General features: G+C 62.4%; 14 protein-coding genes. 5 read left to right on the top strand and 9 right to left on the bottom strand.

What is annotated here, in order from left to right; all coding sequences use genetic code 11:
• Positions 1–83: 83 nt before the first annotated feature.
• Together NKI10_RS05515 and NKI10_RS05510 are read left to right on the top strand one after the other, a co-directional pair.
• On the top strand, positions 84–911 hold the full coding sequence (locus NKI10_RS05515; RefSeq protein WP_352514588.1) for an SDR family NAD(P)-dependent oxidoreductase: 828 nt from the start codon (positions 84–86) through the stop codon (positions 909–911).
• A 287-nt stretch (positions 912–1,198) separates the two neighbouring features.
• Positions 1,199–2,482 carry an O-antigen ligase family protein gene (locus NKI10_RS05510; RefSeq protein ID WP_023689977.1) on the top strand — a complete coding sequence of 428 codons (1,284 nt, stop codon included), beginning with the start codon at positions 1,199–1,201 and terminating at the stop codon, positions 2,480–2,482.
• A 10-nt stretch (positions 2,483–2,492) separates the two neighbouring features.
• On the opposite strand, the gene NKI10_RS05505 is transcribed toward NKI10_RS05510, so the two are convergent.
• The 3 genes from NKI10_RS05505 to NKI10_RS05495 all read right to left on the bottom strand — a co-directional run bounded on the left by NKI10_RS05505 (position 2,493) and on the right by NKI10_RS05495 (position 5,881).
• Complete coding sequence (locus NKI10_RS05505) at positions 2,493–3,584, bottom strand: acyltransferase family protein (protein WP_023711268.1); 1,092 nt, start codon at positions 3,582–3,584, stop codon at positions 2,493–2,495.
• Between the two features lie 177 nt (positions 3,585–3,761).
• A complete protein-coding gene (locus tag NKI10_RS05500; RefSeq protein ID WP_032894632.1) occupies positions 3,762–4,985 on the bottom strand; it encodes a polysaccharide biosynthesis/export family protein in 1,224 nt (407 codons plus the stop codon).
• 218 nt (positions 4,986–5,203) lie between these two features.
• Positions 5,204–5,881 (bottom strand): sugar transferase, encoded by a 678-nt coding sequence (locus tag NKI10_RS05495; RefSeq protein WP_023668816.1) that lies wholly within the window; start codon positions 5,879–5,881, stop codon positions 5,204–5,206.
• 607 nt (positions 5,882–6,488) lie between these two features.
• Here NKI10_RS05495 and NKI10_RS05490 point away from each other — a divergent pair.
• Positions 6,489–6,761 (top strand): exopolysaccharide production repressor protein, encoded by a 273-nt coding sequence (locus NKI10_RS05490; protein ID WP_023711266.1) that lies wholly within the window; start codon positions 6,489–6,491, stop codon positions 6,759–6,761.
• A gap of 47 nt (positions 6,762–6,808) precedes the next feature.
• On the opposite strand, the gene NKI10_RS05485 is transcribed toward NKI10_RS05490, so the two are convergent.
• The 6 genes from NKI10_RS05485 to NKI10_RS05460 form a co-directional block, all read right to left on the bottom strand.
• Positions 6,809–8,644 (bottom strand): ABC transporter ATP-binding protein, encoded by a 1,836-nt coding sequence (locus NKI10_RS05485; protein ID WP_023711265.1) that lies wholly within the window; start codon positions 8,642–8,644, stop codon positions 6,809–6,811.
• Between the two features lie 5 nt (positions 8,645–8,649).
• The gene (locus NKI10_RS05480) at positions 8,650–9,618 is read right to left on the bottom strand and encodes a phosphoenolpyruvate carboxykinase (ATP) (protein ID WP_023711264.1); all 969 of its coding nucleotides are present in this window, start codon (positions 9,616–9,618) and stop codon (positions 8,650–8,652) included.
• Positions 9,618–11,534 carry a lasso peptide isopeptide bond-forming cyclase gene (locus NKI10_RS05475; protein WP_023711263.1) on the bottom strand — a complete coding sequence of 639 codons (1,917 nt, stop codon included), beginning with the start codon at positions 11,532–11,534 and terminating at the stop codon, positions 9,618–9,620. The genes NKI10_RS05480 and NKI10_RS05475 overlap by 1 nt, the downstream gene beginning before the upstream one ends.
• A gap of 3 nt (positions 11,535–11,537) precedes the next feature.
• On the bottom strand, positions 11,538–11,912 hold the full coding sequence (locus NKI10_RS05470) for a lasso peptide biosynthesis B2 protein (RefSeq protein ID WP_245263585.1): 375 nt from the start codon (positions 11,910–11,912) through the stop codon (positions 11,538–11,540).
• Positions 11,913–11,937: 25 nt separating this feature from the next.
• A complete protein-coding gene (locus NKI10_RS05465; protein ID WP_245261370.1) occupies positions 11,938–12,207 on the bottom strand; it encodes a PqqD family protein in 270 nt (89 codons plus the stop codon).
• Between the two features lie 161 nt (positions 12,208–12,368).
• Positions 12,369–12,521: a lasso RiPP family leader peptide-containing protein gene (locus NKI10_RS05460; protein WP_023684233.1), complete on the bottom strand. Its 153-nt coding sequence runs from the start codon at positions 12,519–12,521 to the stop codon at positions 12,369–12,371.
• Between the two features lie 485 nt (positions 12,522–13,006).
• Here NKI10_RS05460 and NKI10_RS05455 point away from each other — a divergent pair, with 485 nt between their 5' ends.
• The gene (locus NKI10_RS05455; protein WP_352859018.1) at positions 13,007–14,137 is read left to right on the top strand and encodes a nucleotidyltransferase family protein; all 1,131 of its coding nucleotides are present in this window, start codon (positions 13,007–13,009) and stop codon (positions 14,135–14,137) included.
• 137 nt (positions 14,138–14,274) lie between these two features.
• The gene (locus NKI10_RS05450) at positions 14,275–15,297 is read left to right on the top strand and encodes a glycosyltransferase family 2 protein (RefSeq protein ID WP_023742531.1); all 1,023 of its coding nucleotides are present in this window, start codon (positions 14,275–14,277) and stop codon (positions 15,295–15,297) included.

The raw sequence follows: 15,297 nt of genomic DNA, 5'->3' as shown, positions 1-15,297 counted from the left end.
AAGCCCTGCAGGCAAGGTAGCGCTCGTCACCGGGCTGGGTCTAAGACTATCGCATCAAACGTCGGTATCGGAGACTGCCCACCATGACAGACCTTTCCGGCCGCAGCGCCATCGTCACCGGCGGGTTTTCCGGCATGGGTTTCGCCATTGCTACGGCCCTGGCGCAAGCCGGCGCCAATGTCGCCGTCGGCTCCTACATCGCGCCCGCCGGCGCCGACAGATCCGACGCCGCCTATTATCCCGGCGCCGACGAAATCGAGCGCGTGCGGTTGGCCCTGTCGGCACACGGCACCAGGGTTTATGCCGCCCATCTCGATGTCCGCGACAGCGATGTGACCGACCGGTTTGCGGCTGACGCACAAGCCGCCATCGGCCCGGCCGACATACTGGTCAATGCCGCGGGCACCACCGCCGAACAGCCGGTCTGCGGCCATTCCGACGCACTGTGGGACAAGATCGTCGACACCAATCTCAGCGGAGCGTTCCGCGTCACCCGAGCTGTGCTGCCCGGCATGATCGCGCGCGACTGGGGCCGTATCGTCAACATCGGCTCGACAGCGGCTTCCGTCGGCTGGAAGGACAACCCGGCCTACTGCGCCTCGAAGGCCGGGCTGCTCGGCCTTACCCGCTGCGTGGCGCTGGAAGGCGCCGCGCACGGTGTCACCTGCGTCATGATCAGCCCCACCTGGGTCGAGACCGAACTGATGCGCCGCAACGTGGCGCAGGTCGTCGAGCGTGAGGGCAAGGGCAGAACCGCCGAGGAAGCGGTGGCCGAGATCGCCAAGGGCAATCCCCAGCAGCGCCTGCTGCAGCCGCAGGAGATTGCGGCACTAGCCGTGTTCCTGTGCTCGGATCTGGCCAAGGGCATCACCATGGAAAACATTCAGGTCACCGGCGGAGCGCTGTGGTAGCGGTCACCGTTTGAATTTTCGAACGAGCGAGCCGTATTAACGCCATTTGTCGGTTGCATGGTCGTTTTGGCCCTGCCCGCGGCAACTTTCCCCTCGCGGCAAATTTACCATTGAGTGACAGGCGATAGAGGTTATATTGTGCACTGCACAATGGATGCCCGCTGATCGGGTCCGGCAAGGGCAGGTTCCGGCGATCGCGCATGCAAGGGCGGACCTGACGCAGAAAAGCCGACCATGGGCGCTTCAGCCCAGCCGAAAGGCGGTAGCATGAGAAATCCGGTACGGATATGAAGATCCCGAAATCCATTCTGATCGATCCGGACAACAACAAGGCCTATGCCGCCTTCGCCGTTGCGGTGTCGGTCTTTGCCTTCGCCTACTCCACCAATTTCGGCCAGATCCTGATCCTCGCCTACTATCTGGTATGGCTGCCGCTGCTGTTCGTCGATTACCGGCGTTTCGCCCGCGATCTCTCCAGCGCCTGGCTGCCGCTGCTGTTTGCGGCCTATGTCTGCCTGTCGCTGTTCTGGTCGCAAGCGGCCGGCACCAGCGCGCGGGCGGGGCTGCAATATTTCTCCCACATGCTGTGCGCCTACATCGCGGCGCGCACCATCAGCACGCGCACGCTGGTGCTGGGCTCGCTGATCGGCATCTTCATCGTGCTGCTGTATTCGCTGAAGGTTGGCGCCTATGCGCTCGACACTATCGACGGCACCACCAATTTCGTCGGCGCCTTCGGCTCCAAGAACCAGATCGGCTTCTTCGCCTCGCTCGGCATCTTCTTCTGCTTCGCTTTTCTGGCCTTCTACCGGCGCAACTGGATGAGCTTCGTCTGGACCGCGCCGATCATCCTGCTGTCGGTCTATATGCTGGCGATCGCCCACTCGGCGACGTCGGTCGCTTCGCTTCCGGCGGTGATCGGTGTCGTTGCCTTGCTTGCGATGAGCAAGGTTCTGTCACGCCGCTACCGCCGCGTGCTGTTCGTCGTCGGCGCTACGGCGCTGGTCGGCGGTGTGATGGCTGCGCTGAACCTTGGCCTGCTCGATGTCGTGCTCGGCATCTTCGGCAAGGATTCGACGCTGACCGGCCGCACCTATCTCTGGGAACAGGGCTGGGCCGCCGCGCAGCAGCGTCCGGTGCTCGGTTATGGCTATGCCGCCTACTGGATCCAGGGTTTTGCCGATCCGGAACGGCTCTGGGCCGAGTTCTACATCTCCACCCGCACCGGCTTCCATTTCCACAACACCTATATCGAGACGCTGGTCGAGCTCGGCTTCATCGGCGTGACGATGCTGGCGCTGATCATCCTGCGCTCCTTCTGGGGCCATGTTTCGAAGGTGGTGTTCGGTGACTGGAGCGCCGATTCAGTGGTGCTCGCCGGCGCGGTCGGCATGATGCTGATCCGCTCCTTCTTCGAGGTCGAGATCCTCGGCCCCTATTTCATGGCCTCGTTCATCGTCTATTACGGCCTGTTCAAGCTGCGCCCGGTGCCGCTCGCCAGGGCAAGGCGGGCCTATGTTCCGGTGCCGGACGAGAACACCGCCAACGGCCGCATGCCGGCGCGCGTCTGACTTGCTTATCTCAGGCGACGGCGCGCTTGCGCAGCATCAGCCGCTGCAGGAAGCGGCGCAACGGCTCGTCATAGAGGCGCGTGGCGATGTCGGCGATGACGATGACGGAAACCGCCATGACGATGCCGAACCAGGGATGATGCGCGAACGGGTCGATCGCTGCGGCCTTGCCCGCCCCGGCGATGATCATCAGCAGCGGCGTGTGGATGATGTAGATCGGGTAGGAAATCCGCCCCAGCCAGCCATAGAGGCCTGACAGGCGCGGCGCCGTCGGCGCAATAGTGCCGACCACCACCAGCGCCGGGAAAACAAAGACGACGCAGGCGAGATCGTAGGCGACGCGCGCGCCGCCGACCGGCGCGATGGCAAAGACAACGAGCGTCAGTGCGATCGCGGCCTCTATCCACCAGCCGCGCCGCAGAAAGCCGAGCCCGCTTTGATAGCGTGTCATGGACCGGCAAAGCAGCACGCCCAGGAAGAACGAGAAACAGACGCGTGGCAGGCCGCTGATGATAGTCGATCCGGTCATGCCGAAGTCGAGGGTGCCGGCAATGATAGAGACGACCACCAGCAACACCAGACTGACGGCGATGAGCGTGCTCAGCACGCGTTTCGTCAGCAGGAAGAAGACGGCGACATAGGCTATGTTGACGATCAGCTCGAAGAACAGCGACCACGACGCGGGGTTGAGCGGAAAGATCGTGTGATAGGCATCGCTGACCAGCGGGATGAAGAACATGCCGGTCGTCAGCATGGTGCCGATCTCGGAGATCGGCATGTATTCCGCCGGAATCAGCCGGTTCTTGACGACGAGATAGAAGAAACCGAGCAGCGTGCCGGCGAGGTAGAGCGGGTAGAGGCGTATCAGGCGGATCGCCACGAAGGTGCCGACGCCCATGCCGTTTTCGATCTTGCGGTCATAGGCATGCGCGATGACGAAGCCGCTGAGCAGGAAGAACAGGTCGACGGCCAAATAGCTCGACGGCAGCACCTTGCCGGCGGCCAGGAACGGCGAGAAGTGGTAGAGCATGACGCTGATCGCCGCGACGCCGCGGATGGCATCGAGATTGAGGTAGACGTGGCGCGGTGCGGCGGGCTGCATGGAATGCCTTCAAGCGGTCGAAAAACGGAAGTTCCCGCCCGCACCCTGGCGCGAACGAGCCGAACTGGTTCCTCCCGCCTCCATCGCGCGGGCCTCGCCGAGCGAGCCCGAGCGCTAGAGCAATTCCGGGAAAAGTGGGAAACGGTTTTCCGTCCGGAATTGCTCCAAACAAACAGGTTACTGGCTGGCCGTCGGCGCCAGCTTCACCTTGATGACGTCGCCCGGCAGCACCGGCGTATCTTCCTTGGCGTCGATCTCGCTGGTCTTGCCGTCCGTCACGCGCACCAGCGAATAGATGAGCGCCGGCTCTTCATTGTGGTTTGTGATGGCGGCGGTCGTGGCCGGGTCCGATGCCTGGGCCATCAGGCCCTGTTGCATGTTGACCCTGAGTGCGGCTTCGTTGAGGTCTGCTTCGACCTGCTGCCGGTCGGCGGCAAGTCTCGAGTTCAACGTGTTCTGGGCATCGATGGCATCCTGCGTCGCCTTGCTGACCGACTGCTTGGCGGTGAGGATCGCCGTCTCATAGTCCAGGATCTTGCCCTGCAGATCGGTGACCGACTGTTGCGAGGAAAGCAGGCGTGCGTTGGCGACCAAGCCCTTTTGCGCCAGCGGACCGATACTGTCCGCCTGCTGCTGCGCCAGGTCGACCTGCTTTTGCTGGTTGACGATCTTTTTCTGCAGCGCCTCGATTTCGGACTGCAGGACCCCTTTCAGATCGTCAAGCGCCTGCAGCTTCAGCTTCAACGCTTTCTGGTCGGAGATCAGGATCTGCATTTCGTCGGCGACGATTGTCGCCAGGCGCGGGTCGCCCTCGACTTCCTTAGGCGCCTCGAAACTCTCCTTGCCGGCGAGATCGGCATCGATGCGGGCACGCTTGACGATCAACCGCACGCGCTGGTCGTCATAAATGTCGAAATTGCCCTTGGCGGTGATCAGATCCTTGCCGAGCTGGGTGCCGAAATCGGCGTTGCGCCGGATGCCGCCGGCGATGCTGATCGCCTTGAGCACGGTCAGCTCCGGCACATAGGGAAACTGGCCAGGCGTCTGGATCTCGCCCGAGATGTAGAACGGCCGGAACTGCACCATTTCCACCGAGGCTTCCGGCTTGTCCGACAAGGCAAGCTTGCGCTGCAGGGCGACGCTGATCGCGGTCGCAACCTCCGACGTGGTCTTGCCGGCGGCCGGCAGTTCGCCGACGAACGGCACCGACAAATTGCCGGCTGGACCGACCGAATATTCGCCGTTTACCGCCGACCAGTCACGGAACGTGCCTTCCACCGTCTGCCACTCGGCGACGCGGATGTTGAGCTTGTCCTGCGAGCCGAGCCGGTACTCGTCGGCCATGGCCGGAACCGCGAGCGACAGAGCGAGGCACGTGGCGACGAGCCGTGCCGGCCGCATCGGGCCGGCAAGGCGAAAATACGCTGATATGTCTGTTTTCAACTGAACGTTTCCGATCCGTTTTGGCCCCATCCGCCCGATAGGCCTGCTGCCGAGTGCCTCCTTCGGAACCTGGCAGAATACTATGGCTGCAATGCGAGACCGGCCCATCGCCGAATAGCTTTGGACCGGATTGGCTTCGGGCCGTACCGGCCCGATTGCTGACCAGTTGCGGTCGGTCAGTAGGAACCGCGCGACATCCACACCGCAGGCACGGTCTTGAGGATGATGCGAACGTCTTCGAACAGCGACCAGTTCTCGACATAGTGACGGTCGAACGCGACGCGACTGTCATAGGAGACATCGTTGCGTCCGCTGACCTGCCAGAGCCCGGTCAGGCCCGGCCGCGACTTCAAATAATAGACCGCGGCGCTGCCGTAGATCTCAAGCTCGTCGCGCACCACCGGGCGAGGCCCGACAAGGCTCATGTCGCCCTGCAGGATGTTGATGATCTGCGGCAGCTCGTCGAGGCTGAGCTTGCGCAGAACGGCGCCGACGCGGGTGACGCGCGGATCGTTCTTCAGCTTGCGGGTCGCGATCCATTCGGCGTTGGCTTCCGGATTGGCCGCGAGATAGGCGGCCAGCACACGTTCGCCGTCTTCGACCATGGTGCGGAACTTGAGGCAGGGGAAAATCCGCCCACCGCGTCCGATGCGCTTGTGGCCGTAGAAGATCGAGCCGCCGTCGGAAAGCTTGACCAGAAGGGCCACCATCAGGAACAGCGGGCTAAGCGCCACCAGGCCGACAAGTGAACCGAAAATATCGAAACTGCGCTTCAGCAGCCCGCCGATGGGTGGCGGAAAATCTACGCCGACATGCGAAAATGCCGCATTGGCCGACTTGGCAACGTCCCTCATGCAAAAGCTCCATACGTTGAACGGATGGTTTATGCCACGATACCAAAAAAATGCTGCAGCGCAACACACAATTTCCCATATGGCTGAAATAGTCACGTCAGGAATTGACTAAATAATAAACCCTCCTTGCCCAAATTTTGCCCTTTATGGCGGGTTTGTGACGAATAATTAGCAACCGTAGGAAATGTAATGCATTTTTTCGGCGGGTTTTGGGCAAATCGTCCTTTGCCGCAGAGGGAACGGCTTTAACTGATTTTCGAATCACTGGCTTTGCTAAATTAATCAAGTAAAATACTAATCAACGTTGTAGATTCTACTGTAGTATAAAGCGCATGACGAGTTAGGTCACCACCCCTGCGTGTGCATCGCAGCATGGCGGAGTCCAAGCCGCCGCCAAGCCGAAAATTATTGCAGGTTGCCCTTGCCGTCAGTTTCGCGCCTTAATAGAGTCGCAAATTATTCCTGATAGAGTCTGGATGGGTTGGGAAGGCCGGAAGCAACCGGCCGAAAAAGAGCAGCTAAATAAGCTCGCATGGCGAATGGGGAGATACTCGGGTGGGTAAGTCATCGCTTTTGCATGCTCGGGCCGGTTGACGGGCCGCCGAACATGTCATTACCAAAATTCGTCATTGGAATGGTTTTCGCCCTCGCGATCGTGGTCGCGTGGTCCTATGTCGACGGCGCGACGGTCACCACAACGGTGCTTCGCGTCATCGGCTGCGCTGTCCTCATCCAAGTCGGTTATTTCCTGCTGGTGTATGTTATGATCGCCAGGAGCGCGCCGACATCGGCCGACAGGGCTCGCGACGCCGAAAGAAGCCTCGGCGCCGACAAGGCGGTTGAAGGCGAGAAGCTCTCGGCGAGGCGCAGCGTGCATTGAACAGTCTGAAGCCGCAAGGTCGGCCTCGGATCATCTTGCAGCCGGACTCAGCCTGCTTCGGCCGGCTCGGGTTCCGATTGCTCGCCTGAAAGCATTTTCGACAGGCGGCTGCCGGCCTTCGCTTTCAACCTCTGATATTGCCCGACTTCGACGATTCGTCCGTTTTCGACTGCAACCACCCAGTCGGCGAAGGCGATCATCGATGGCCTGTGCGCAATGGTCAGGATCGTCATCGATCCGCGCAAGCCGTCGATCGATTTGGCGATCAGGGACTGGTTCTGCCAGTCGAGCGCGCTGGTCGCCTCGTCGAGAATGAGCAGCGAAGGTTTGCGCAGCAGCGCGCGCGCCAGCGCGATGCGCTGGCGTTCGCCGCCCGAGAGCCGGACGCCGCGGTCGCCGACCACCGTGTCGAGCCGCAACTCCAGCCGCTCGACGAAGTCGGCGCCATGCGCAGCGCGCAGTGCAGTCCACAGCTCCGCGTCACTGGCTTGCGGCGCGGCAAGGCGCAGATTGGCGGCGATCGTATCGTGCAGCAGGAACACGTCTTGCGGCACATACGCCACCTGGTCGCGCCAGCGCCGGCGGTTGGCGGCGCCGATCTCGACGCCATCGGCCAGGATTTTGCCCTCGCTCGGTTCGAGCAGGCCAAGCAGCATGTCGGCAAGCGTGCTCTTGCCCGATCCTGACGGACCGATCAGCGCCGTTACCTTGCCGGCGGGTAGGCCAAAGGTGACATCGCTCACCACCGGCTTGCCGCCCGCCTCATAGGCAAAGGAGACATTGCGTATGTTGAGCCCGACATCGAGCGACAGCTTGGCATCCGATTCGAGGTTTGCCGGCTCGCGCTCGGCATCGAAACGCGCCTGCATGTCGCGCATCGAGGCATAGGCCGGCAGATTGATCAGCACCTGCTGCGCCTGCATCTGCATGTCCATGAAGCGCGGCGCAATGCGCATGAACACCAGAAGCAGGACAACGATCTCGGCCAGCGAGAGGTTGAAGCGCACCAAAGCGACATAGATGAACAGGCTCAGACCAATGACGCTGGCGACCTGGAACAGAGCGGTGCCGATGGTGCTGTTGCGCACATAGTTGATGTTGTCGGCCTTCATCTTCTCCAGTGTCGCGCGAAGCTGCGCGTAATAGGTCGCCTCGACATTCAGGCTCTTGGCCACCTTGATGCCGCCGAGGAACTCCGAGACCGTTCGGTACTGCTCCTGGCGATTGCTGGTCAAAACCCGGCCGAAGGCGCTGGCTCGTGCCCGAAACGGCTGCAGCGCCAGGAAGGTGACGATGCCGACGACAATGGCAAACGCCGTCATCACTGTCGAAATGAACAGCGAGACAACGAGATAACCCGCCAGAAGCACGGCGATCTGCACCAGCATCAGCAGGGAGAACGCCGCCGACTGCACGCGGTCGATATCGCCGGTCAGCGCATGGTCGAGATCGGAGCTGCGCATGCGCGCGAATATCCCCCACCGCGCCTTGCCGATGCTCTCGAACAGGTTCATGCGCAGGCGATTGATGAAGTCGAGCAGCAGCCGCGCCATGTAGACGGATTTATAGCGGTTGAACGCTGCCTGCAGCGCGACAAGCCCGACCAGCAGGCAAAGCACCGTGGTCAATTGCAGCGTTCCGTCCGGAGCCAGCCAGCGCACCCAGTCGCGGTCAGGCAACCTGACCGCGAAATTCTGCTCGGGTCGCCCGACCAGATGCAGCAGCGGCACCAGAAGCAGGATCGAGATGCCTTCGGTCAGGCTTCCCAGGATCAGGAACAGCAATGCCGTGAAGGTCCTGCGCCCGCCGATCCGGGCCATGGCGGCGCCGAAGCCGGCGACATCGCGGTAAAACGAAAAGCGCAGGATCTGCGATGCGGACATGTCAGTCACCGCGGCCCTTTGTCGGCCGCCAGATCGTTTTCGATCAGGGCGACGGCTTCGCCGATACGGTCGAGCCCGGTGGGCACTTCGAGGCGACAGACGCCGATCTGGCTGGCCAGGGCCGCGCATTGGCGAAGATGTGTCGTGGCAAAATCGCCGACCAGGGCTGGACGGCCGAAACGCGTCACATAGGAAAATTTGATGATGGCCGGCAGGGCGCCGATGCCTGGCAGCGGCGTGATCGCTGCTTTGTCGCTGCGCTCGAGGATATAGATCCGGGTCGCCGGCACCGCGTCTGCCGCAAATCCGGCGTGCAGGCGATGCTGCATCTTGTCGATCGCCGCATGCACCTGCGGGCGTATCTCTGCCTGGCGGATGGGAAACGCGGCGGCCGCATCGGCGGCGAGTTTCAGCTGCGGAAAACCCGGAACGATCATCGGCCGGTCCGTGAGATCGAGCGCCACGACATCGTCGGTCAGCAATCGATGCCCGGCGCGGATCATCGCGCTCGCGGTCGTCGATTTCCCGGCGCCCTTGTCGCCCATGAAGACAGCGCTCTTGCCGCCGACCGCAATGGCGCTGGCGTGCAGGATGAGCAGGCCGCGCTGGTGCAGGAGCAGTGCCATGACCGGACCGAGCAGCGGAAACGCCAGCAGCGCATCGTCGACATCGGGCGCCGGCTCCACCTCGATCCGGCAGGCATCGGTGATCAGGAAGGCGCCGACCGTCTGCCATGCCAAATATTGCTGCCGCGGCTCGAAACGGAAAGCGGTTCCGGTCTCGGGCGAGGGTTTTGGCAGGTCGATCGGGCCGACCGTGATCAGCACATCGACGCAAGCTGGTTCGCTCGGCTCTAGCTCAGGCAGTTCGACCTGCGAAGCGATCGTCAGCCCATAGGCTTTGTACAAGTGCTGTGCGCGAGCAGCAATTGCATGGCGGTCATCAGCGGCAAGAGGCATGTTGGCCGGCATCATCAGTGGCTCCCGCGCTGTTGCACCTGCCGCAGCCACAACGATAGCGAAATCGAACGCCATACATACTGGACATCGGGCAAGGTCGCGGCCTCGGGTTGGCTGGAAATGCGGCCATAGGCGGCGGTCACCTCAGGCAGGTTGACGTAAGGGGCAATCCGCGCCGCATCTTTCACCAGCACCTTGTCCAGGAGATCGCGGTGGTTGCCCAGCATGCCTTTGACCAAATTGGAGGTGAAATCGATCTTGTCGCGCCGCCACTGCACCGCCGGGGGCAAAATTCCTTCCATGGCACGGCGCAACACCGAGCGGCCAAAGCCCTGGTTCAGCTTTTCCGCGCCGGGCAGTGCCAGGCAGAACTCGACCAGAGGCTTGTCCCAGAAGGGGTAGCGCGGCTCGACGCCGAAATTCGCCGCCGCCTTGTCGAGTACCTCGAAGGCGTGCGGCACCATGCCGTTCGACAGCAGCCAGCGATGGGTCAAGGTCTCGCTGGCGCTGACCGCGGGCGGCATATAGCCGGCCCTGCGGAACCGTTCGACGAGGTCGGTACGCATCGCCAGGTCCGGATTGATCAGGGCGCGCCAGCTCGTCGCCGGCCGCCCAGTGGGATGGCGCCGCAATTTGCCAAGCACGCGGTTCGCGAACCGCTTGATTCTCGCGATGCGCCAGGCCGGCCCGTAAAGGGTAAGGAACTGGTAGTAGAGGCCGAGCATGCCATCGCCATAGGTGTTGGAGGCGCTGCGCAGCTCGCGCCACAGCTCCATCCATTTGCCGGCATAGGCGAGTTCGTGCAGATGGCCGTGGCCCTGCGAAACCACCTCGTCGCCTCCATGGCCGTCGAGCAGAACCTTCATGCCCTTGCCGCCGGCGGTCCTGTAGATGTCGCGGGTCAGCGACAGGCCGGGCGCAAGAAACGTTTCTTCCTGCTCCTCCAGGATGCGGTCGAATTCGGCGAAGGGGGCATAATTGCCGACCGAAATCAAAGTGCCGTCGACCTTCTGCTGGCCCAGCACCGCCTCGATGAACGGACGCTCATCCATCGGCGAGCCCTTTTCGAACACCAGCGAGAAGGTCGGCAGCCTCGATCTTTGCTGGGCGGCATTCTGCAGGCCCGCCACGCAGGCGATCGAGGAGGAATCGAGGCCTCCGCTCAGCATAGCACCGACCGCAGGCGTGCCGCGCATGCGGTTGCGGACCGATTGCGAGAACAGATGCCGGAATTCCTCGGCCGTGTCCGATCGCATCGGCCTTGGCGAGGGTTCGATCTGCCAGTAGCGGCGCAGCACCACCTGGTTGCCGGTCACTGTCAGACTGTGGCGCGCCGGCAGGCGGAAGATATCGGCATAGGCTGTCGACTGCGGATCGTCGGGCAGCCCGGCCAGGAATCCCGAAATCTGGTGTTCGCTGATGCGCATGTCGACGCCGCCGGCATCGAGGATCGGCCCGATCTCCGAGGCAAAGACGAAGCGCCGGTCGCTCGAATGATAGTAGAACGGTTTGACGCCGAAATGGTCGCGCACGCAAAACAGCTGCCGGCGCTCGCCATCCCAGATGGCAAAGGCGAAGTCGCCTTGCAGATGCTCGGGGCAGGCTTCGCCCCAGCGCAGATAGGCGCTCATCACAAGCACGGCGTCGGCAACCGAATTGTCCCGGATGCCGAGCCTGGCCAAGAGTTCGTCGCGGTTGTCCAGCCGGCAATCCGCGGTGATTGCGAGCTTGCCGCCGGCCATGGTCAGCGGGCCGGGGCCGGCTTCATCGGTGGTGTTGAGCCAGGCGTGGCCAAGAACGACGCCCTCGTCGATCCACCACGAACTGCCGTCAGGCGCGCGATGCTGCATGCGGGCAAGCATGCGCTGGATGTCGGCCGCGGCGGCCTGCCTGCCTTCCTGCCTCAGCAGAATTCCGGCGACGCCGCTCATCGCTCACTGGCCGTGGTCGACGAGATGGTTAAACCTGCCAAGCGAGCCGCCGAGCACGATATGGTCGCCGCTGACCAGCCAGGCATGCGCCTTCAACTCGGTGCCGGTATCGCGCTCGATGCCGATGCGGATTTTTGAGGCGTTGCCCTGGCGGGCAAGCAAATATTGGCCGGAAAGCGCTTGGGTCAGACAGCTTGCGCCAGGCACCAGGCGGGCAGCCGCAGCCACGCCCCAGGCGACACGCCTGAGATCGCCGATGTCGGCTGGTTCGCGCGCGTCGAGCCGGGTCACCATGCGGCGCACTTTGTTGTAGGAAAGCAGCGTCAGCCCCAGCCGCACCGACACGACCACCGCAAGGCAGTGGGCGAGAAAGAGCATCTCCGGCCCGCTCAGTGAGAAAGCTCTAGACAAGTTCCTCATCATGGAGCCTCGCAAGCCCGGCGTCCGCCAAGCCCTTCAACAATCCATCGACATCGGCCTTGCAGCGTTCCGGATCGACATTGTAGCGATCCAGCACGGCGCTGCGGATTTCGGAAATCGGCCGCGGCTCCTGGATCAGCTCCCAGATATAGGCGCCGACGCCGTTCAGGCTGTAATAGATGTTGGACCTCATATCGAGCAGCGCTAGGCCGTTGCCGAATTCGCAGGCCACGGCATCCTTGCTCGCGCTCATCCGATCATGGTCCGTGGGGTTCCAGTCCATCCTAAACCTCGCTCACAACCAACGCTTCGGCAATTCCGGACAAAGACGCGAGAGCCGGGGTTTGACCCCCGACTCTCCTTAGTGCGCTCTGTTTGCAGAGTCCGGACTTTGTCACCCCAACGAGAGAATACTCAGGAGAAGGTGAGTTCGCCGACCGGCGTATGTGCCGGAAACGAGGCGTCGAGTGCCGTAGTACCGCTACCGCCTTGCGTGATGGTCTCGATCGAGCCGTGGACCGTCAGGCTAGGGGTTTCGTACTCATGCTTTTCAACATTCTGTTCCAATTTACTCTCCACTTGTGGACTGGAAGCGGCCTGTCGATTGCCGGCAGCGAGCTATTGCTGCACCGCAATAGCTGCATGGCAGCATTTATGAGTCAAGCCTGATTTACCAGCCGTTAATCAATTCTCGGTTGCGACTCCCTTCAATGGTGATCAAAGCGCTTTGCATTTTCACATCCCAGGAGAATTCAGCAGAGTGTCCGAGGCCATCAACTAAGTATCTGATTTAATTACGTTAAGTTTTCCTTCGAATGCTCCTCACTTGGGCGCTGGCGCATTCCCACAAAATTGTTGCTGACGTACCCGCCACAAGCCCCGATCAGGCGGCGCCTTGCATCTCGTTGTAGGACTGTGTTGCGAAACGTTCAGGTTGCAGGAAAATTGGCGCCAAAGGAAAAACTGGACGCGGCGCATGAATTTGGCGATGCTTTGCTTCGCAGTTGCAATATAACGCGCCTGGCGAATTTTTTGCGGAGATGCTGCAGCATATGGCATTGCAGGAAGGGACCTTCGAAAGGTTGCGCGCCGCTGGCTGCGCCGACGAAGTGGCCTATGTGCAGGCTTGCCTGCGGCTGTTCTTCGCCTCCAGGGCGAGCCCCAGCGCCGCGCCTGCACCGGCCATCTCCGTTGCCGATGTTTGCGATATCGCCAGGCTGAACAAGGTCGCCACCTTCATGCTGAAGGCGCTGTCGCGCCCACCGGCGGGCGAGACGCCGCCGGGATTGCTCGAGTGGCTCGACACTTATCGCCGGCGCACGATTGCGATGAACTCGTCCGGCATCATGGATTCGATGGCCATCGACAAGGCGCTGCGCGGCAGCGGCATCGATTTCGTCTTCCTGAAGGGCCCCCTCCAGCAGCAACTGCTCTATGGCGACCATTTCATGAAGCCGTCCGGAGATGTCGACATATTGGTGTCGCCGGCCGGCTTCTTTAGAGCTCGCGATGCGCTGCGCTCGATCGGCTACGAGGTCGCCGGCAAGTCCCGCTCCGTCTGGTGGGTGCGCTTTCTGGGCGAGCAGCACATGGTTCGCAGCCAAGGTCGGAAATTGTCCACCGTCGATCTCCATTACCGGCTCCAGCAGCCGGGATCGCCCAGCCCGCGCGATACGGAAGGGTTCCTGCGCCGCAAGCGCGCGCTTGCGATCGCCGGCTCCAGCGTGCCGTTCATCTCGGCCTCCGACACTTTGCTTCTGTCCTGCATCAGTGTCGCAAAGGCGCTGTTCAACCGCGAGCCATGCGCGGGCTATGTCTGCGATATCCGGGCCGCTGCCGGTCGGCTGAGCGAGGCCGAGCAGCAGACTGTGCTCGACTACGCGGCCGAGCAGGGGCTGGCTGACACCCTGCTGCTGGGCCTGCGCGCCGCCGATGTGCTGCTTGGTGGCGCCGGCACGCTGCTGTCGGATCGGGCCACCAGGATCCTGTCACGCATCGGCAATGAAGACCTGTTCCACATGGTCATCGCGCCGTGGCTGTCGTCGCTCAGATGGCCGCAACGGCGCACCGTTTTGTGGGAATTGTGCGGCCGCGAACCTGTCCGCTACCTGACCGAGGCCGGCTGGGCCGCGTCAGCCGACCTCAGCCGGCGGATTTTCGAGCGGGAAAGCCGGTCACGATGAGGGTCGTCATGCAGCAGGCAGATAACGTTCCGTCCCGATCCGCTGGGGATGGATCGGGGGATGGATCTGGGTCCGGCGCCGCGCGCCGGGAGGGCGAGGGACCAATGCGACACTTTATGCAATCGAAAGGCCACCCTATGTCCATGACAGAATCCCGGGTCTGCGTGATCATCGCGGCGCGCAACGCGGCCCGGACCATTCCCGCAGCCATCGCCTCGGCGCTGCGCGAGCCGGAGGTGGCGGAAGTCGTTGTCGTCGACGACGCCTCCACCGACGACACCGCAAAAGTGGCCAGCGCTGCCGACGATGGCAGCGGTCGGCTTTCGGTCATCCGGCTCGACGTCAATCGCGGCCCGTCCTTCGCTCGCAATGCCGCCATTGCCGGGTCGAAATCGCCTTTCATCAGCATTCTCGACGCCGACGATTTCTTCCTTCAGGGACGGTTTCGCCAGCTGTTTGCCAGCACCGACTGGGATTTCGCCGCCGACAACATCATGCTGATCCGTGACGATACGGCGACCGACGTCTCTAAGATCGTCGCCCCGTCCTTTTCGGCGGACCCGGAATTCCTCGACTTCGAGCGGTTCATCGAGGGCAACATCTCCAGACGGCGTGTCCAGCGCGGCGAACTCGGCTTTCTCAAGCCGGTGATATCAAGAGCTTTCCTCGACAGGCATGGGCTGCGTTACGACGAGAACCTGCGTCTCGGCGAAGATTATGAACTGTACGCCCGCGCCTTTGCCCTTGGCGCACGCTTCAAGGTCATCCGTTCCTGCGGCTATGGCGCGATCGTGCGCGCCGATTCGCTGAGCGGGCGCCACAAGACACAGGATCTGAAGCGCCTCGCCGATGCGGATCTGGCACTGCTCAAGATCGACAGCCTGCCGGAAGGCTCCAAGGCCCTGCTGCGCAAGCACGAGCGGCATGTGCGTGACAAATACCGGCTGCGCAATTTTCTCGATGTGAAGGCCGAGCGCGGCATGGCGTCTGCCGCCGCCTACGCGCTGGCCAGCCAGTCGAACTTCATTCCCATCGTTGTCGGCGTGGCCGCCGACAAGCTCGATGCGTTGTTTCGCCACGCCGGTCTGCCCCCGCGGCAGCAGCCGGTGCCGCCCTTGCGCTTCCTCATGGCCGCTACCAGCACGGCGGCGCAAAAGTAG

This window comes from Mesorhizobium sp. M0802, assembly GCF_040320115.1.
Lineage (GTDB): Bacteria > Pseudomonadota > Alphaproteobacteria > Rhizobiales > Rhizobiaceae > Mesorhizobium.
Note: the sequence above shows the minus strand (reverse complement) of the source record. Positions and strands in the feature narration are given on the sequence as shown.

Excerpts from the sequence above, each read along its gene's own strand:
- NKI10_RS05515 (WP_352514588.1), top strand. The coding sequence starts at position 84 with ATGACAGACCTTTCCGGCCGCAGCGCCATCGTCACCGGCGGGTTTTCC.
- NKI10_RS05510 (WP_023689977.1), top strand. The coding sequence starts at position 1,199 with ATGAAGATCCCGAAATCCATTCTGATCGATCCGGACAACAACAAGGCC.
- NKI10_RS05505 (WP_023711268.1), bottom strand. The coding sequence starts at position 3,584 with ATGCAGCCCGCCGCACCGCGCCACGTCTACCTCAATCTCGATGCCATC.
- NKI10_RS05500 (WP_032894632.1), bottom strand. The coding sequence starts at position 4,985 with ATGCGGCCGGCACGGCTCGTCGCCACGTGCCTCGCTCTGTCGCTCGCG.
- NKI10_RS05495 (WP_023668816.1), bottom strand. The coding sequence starts at position 5,881 with ATGAGGGACGTTGCCAAGTCGGCCAATGCGGCATTTTCGCATGTCGGC.
- NKI10_RS05490 (WP_023711266.1), top strand. The coding sequence starts at position 6,489 with ATGTCATTACCAAAATTCGTCATTGGAATGGTTTTCGCCCTCGCGATC.
- NKI10_RS05485 (WP_023711265.1), bottom strand. The coding sequence starts at position 8,644 with ATGTCCGCATCGCAGATCCTGCGCTTTTCGTTTTACCGCGATGTCGCC.
- NKI10_RS05480 (WP_023711264.1), bottom strand. The coding sequence starts at position 9,618 with ATGATGCCGGCCAACATGCCTCTTGCCGCTGATGACCGCCATGCAATT.
- NKI10_RS05475 (WP_023711263.1), bottom strand. The coding sequence starts at position 11,534 with ATGAGCGGCGTCGCCGGAATTCTGCTGAGGCAGGAAGGCAGGCAGGCC.
- NKI10_RS05470 (WP_245263585.1), bottom strand. The coding sequence starts at position 11,912 with ATGCTCTTTCTCGCCCACTGCCTTGCGGTGGTCGTGTCGGTGCGGCTG.
- NKI10_RS05465 (WP_245261370.1), bottom strand. The coding sequence starts at position 12,207 with ATGAGCGCGAGCAAGGATGCCGTGGCCTGCGAATTCGGCAACGGCCTA.
- NKI10_RS05455 (WP_352859018.1), top strand. The coding sequence starts at position 13,007 with ATGGCATTGCAGGAAGGGACCTTCGAAAGGTTGCGCGCCGCTGGCTGC.
- NKI10_RS05450 (WP_023742531.1), top strand. The coding sequence starts at position 14,275 with ATGTCCATGACAGAATCCCGGGTCTGCGTGATCATCGCGGCGCGCAAC.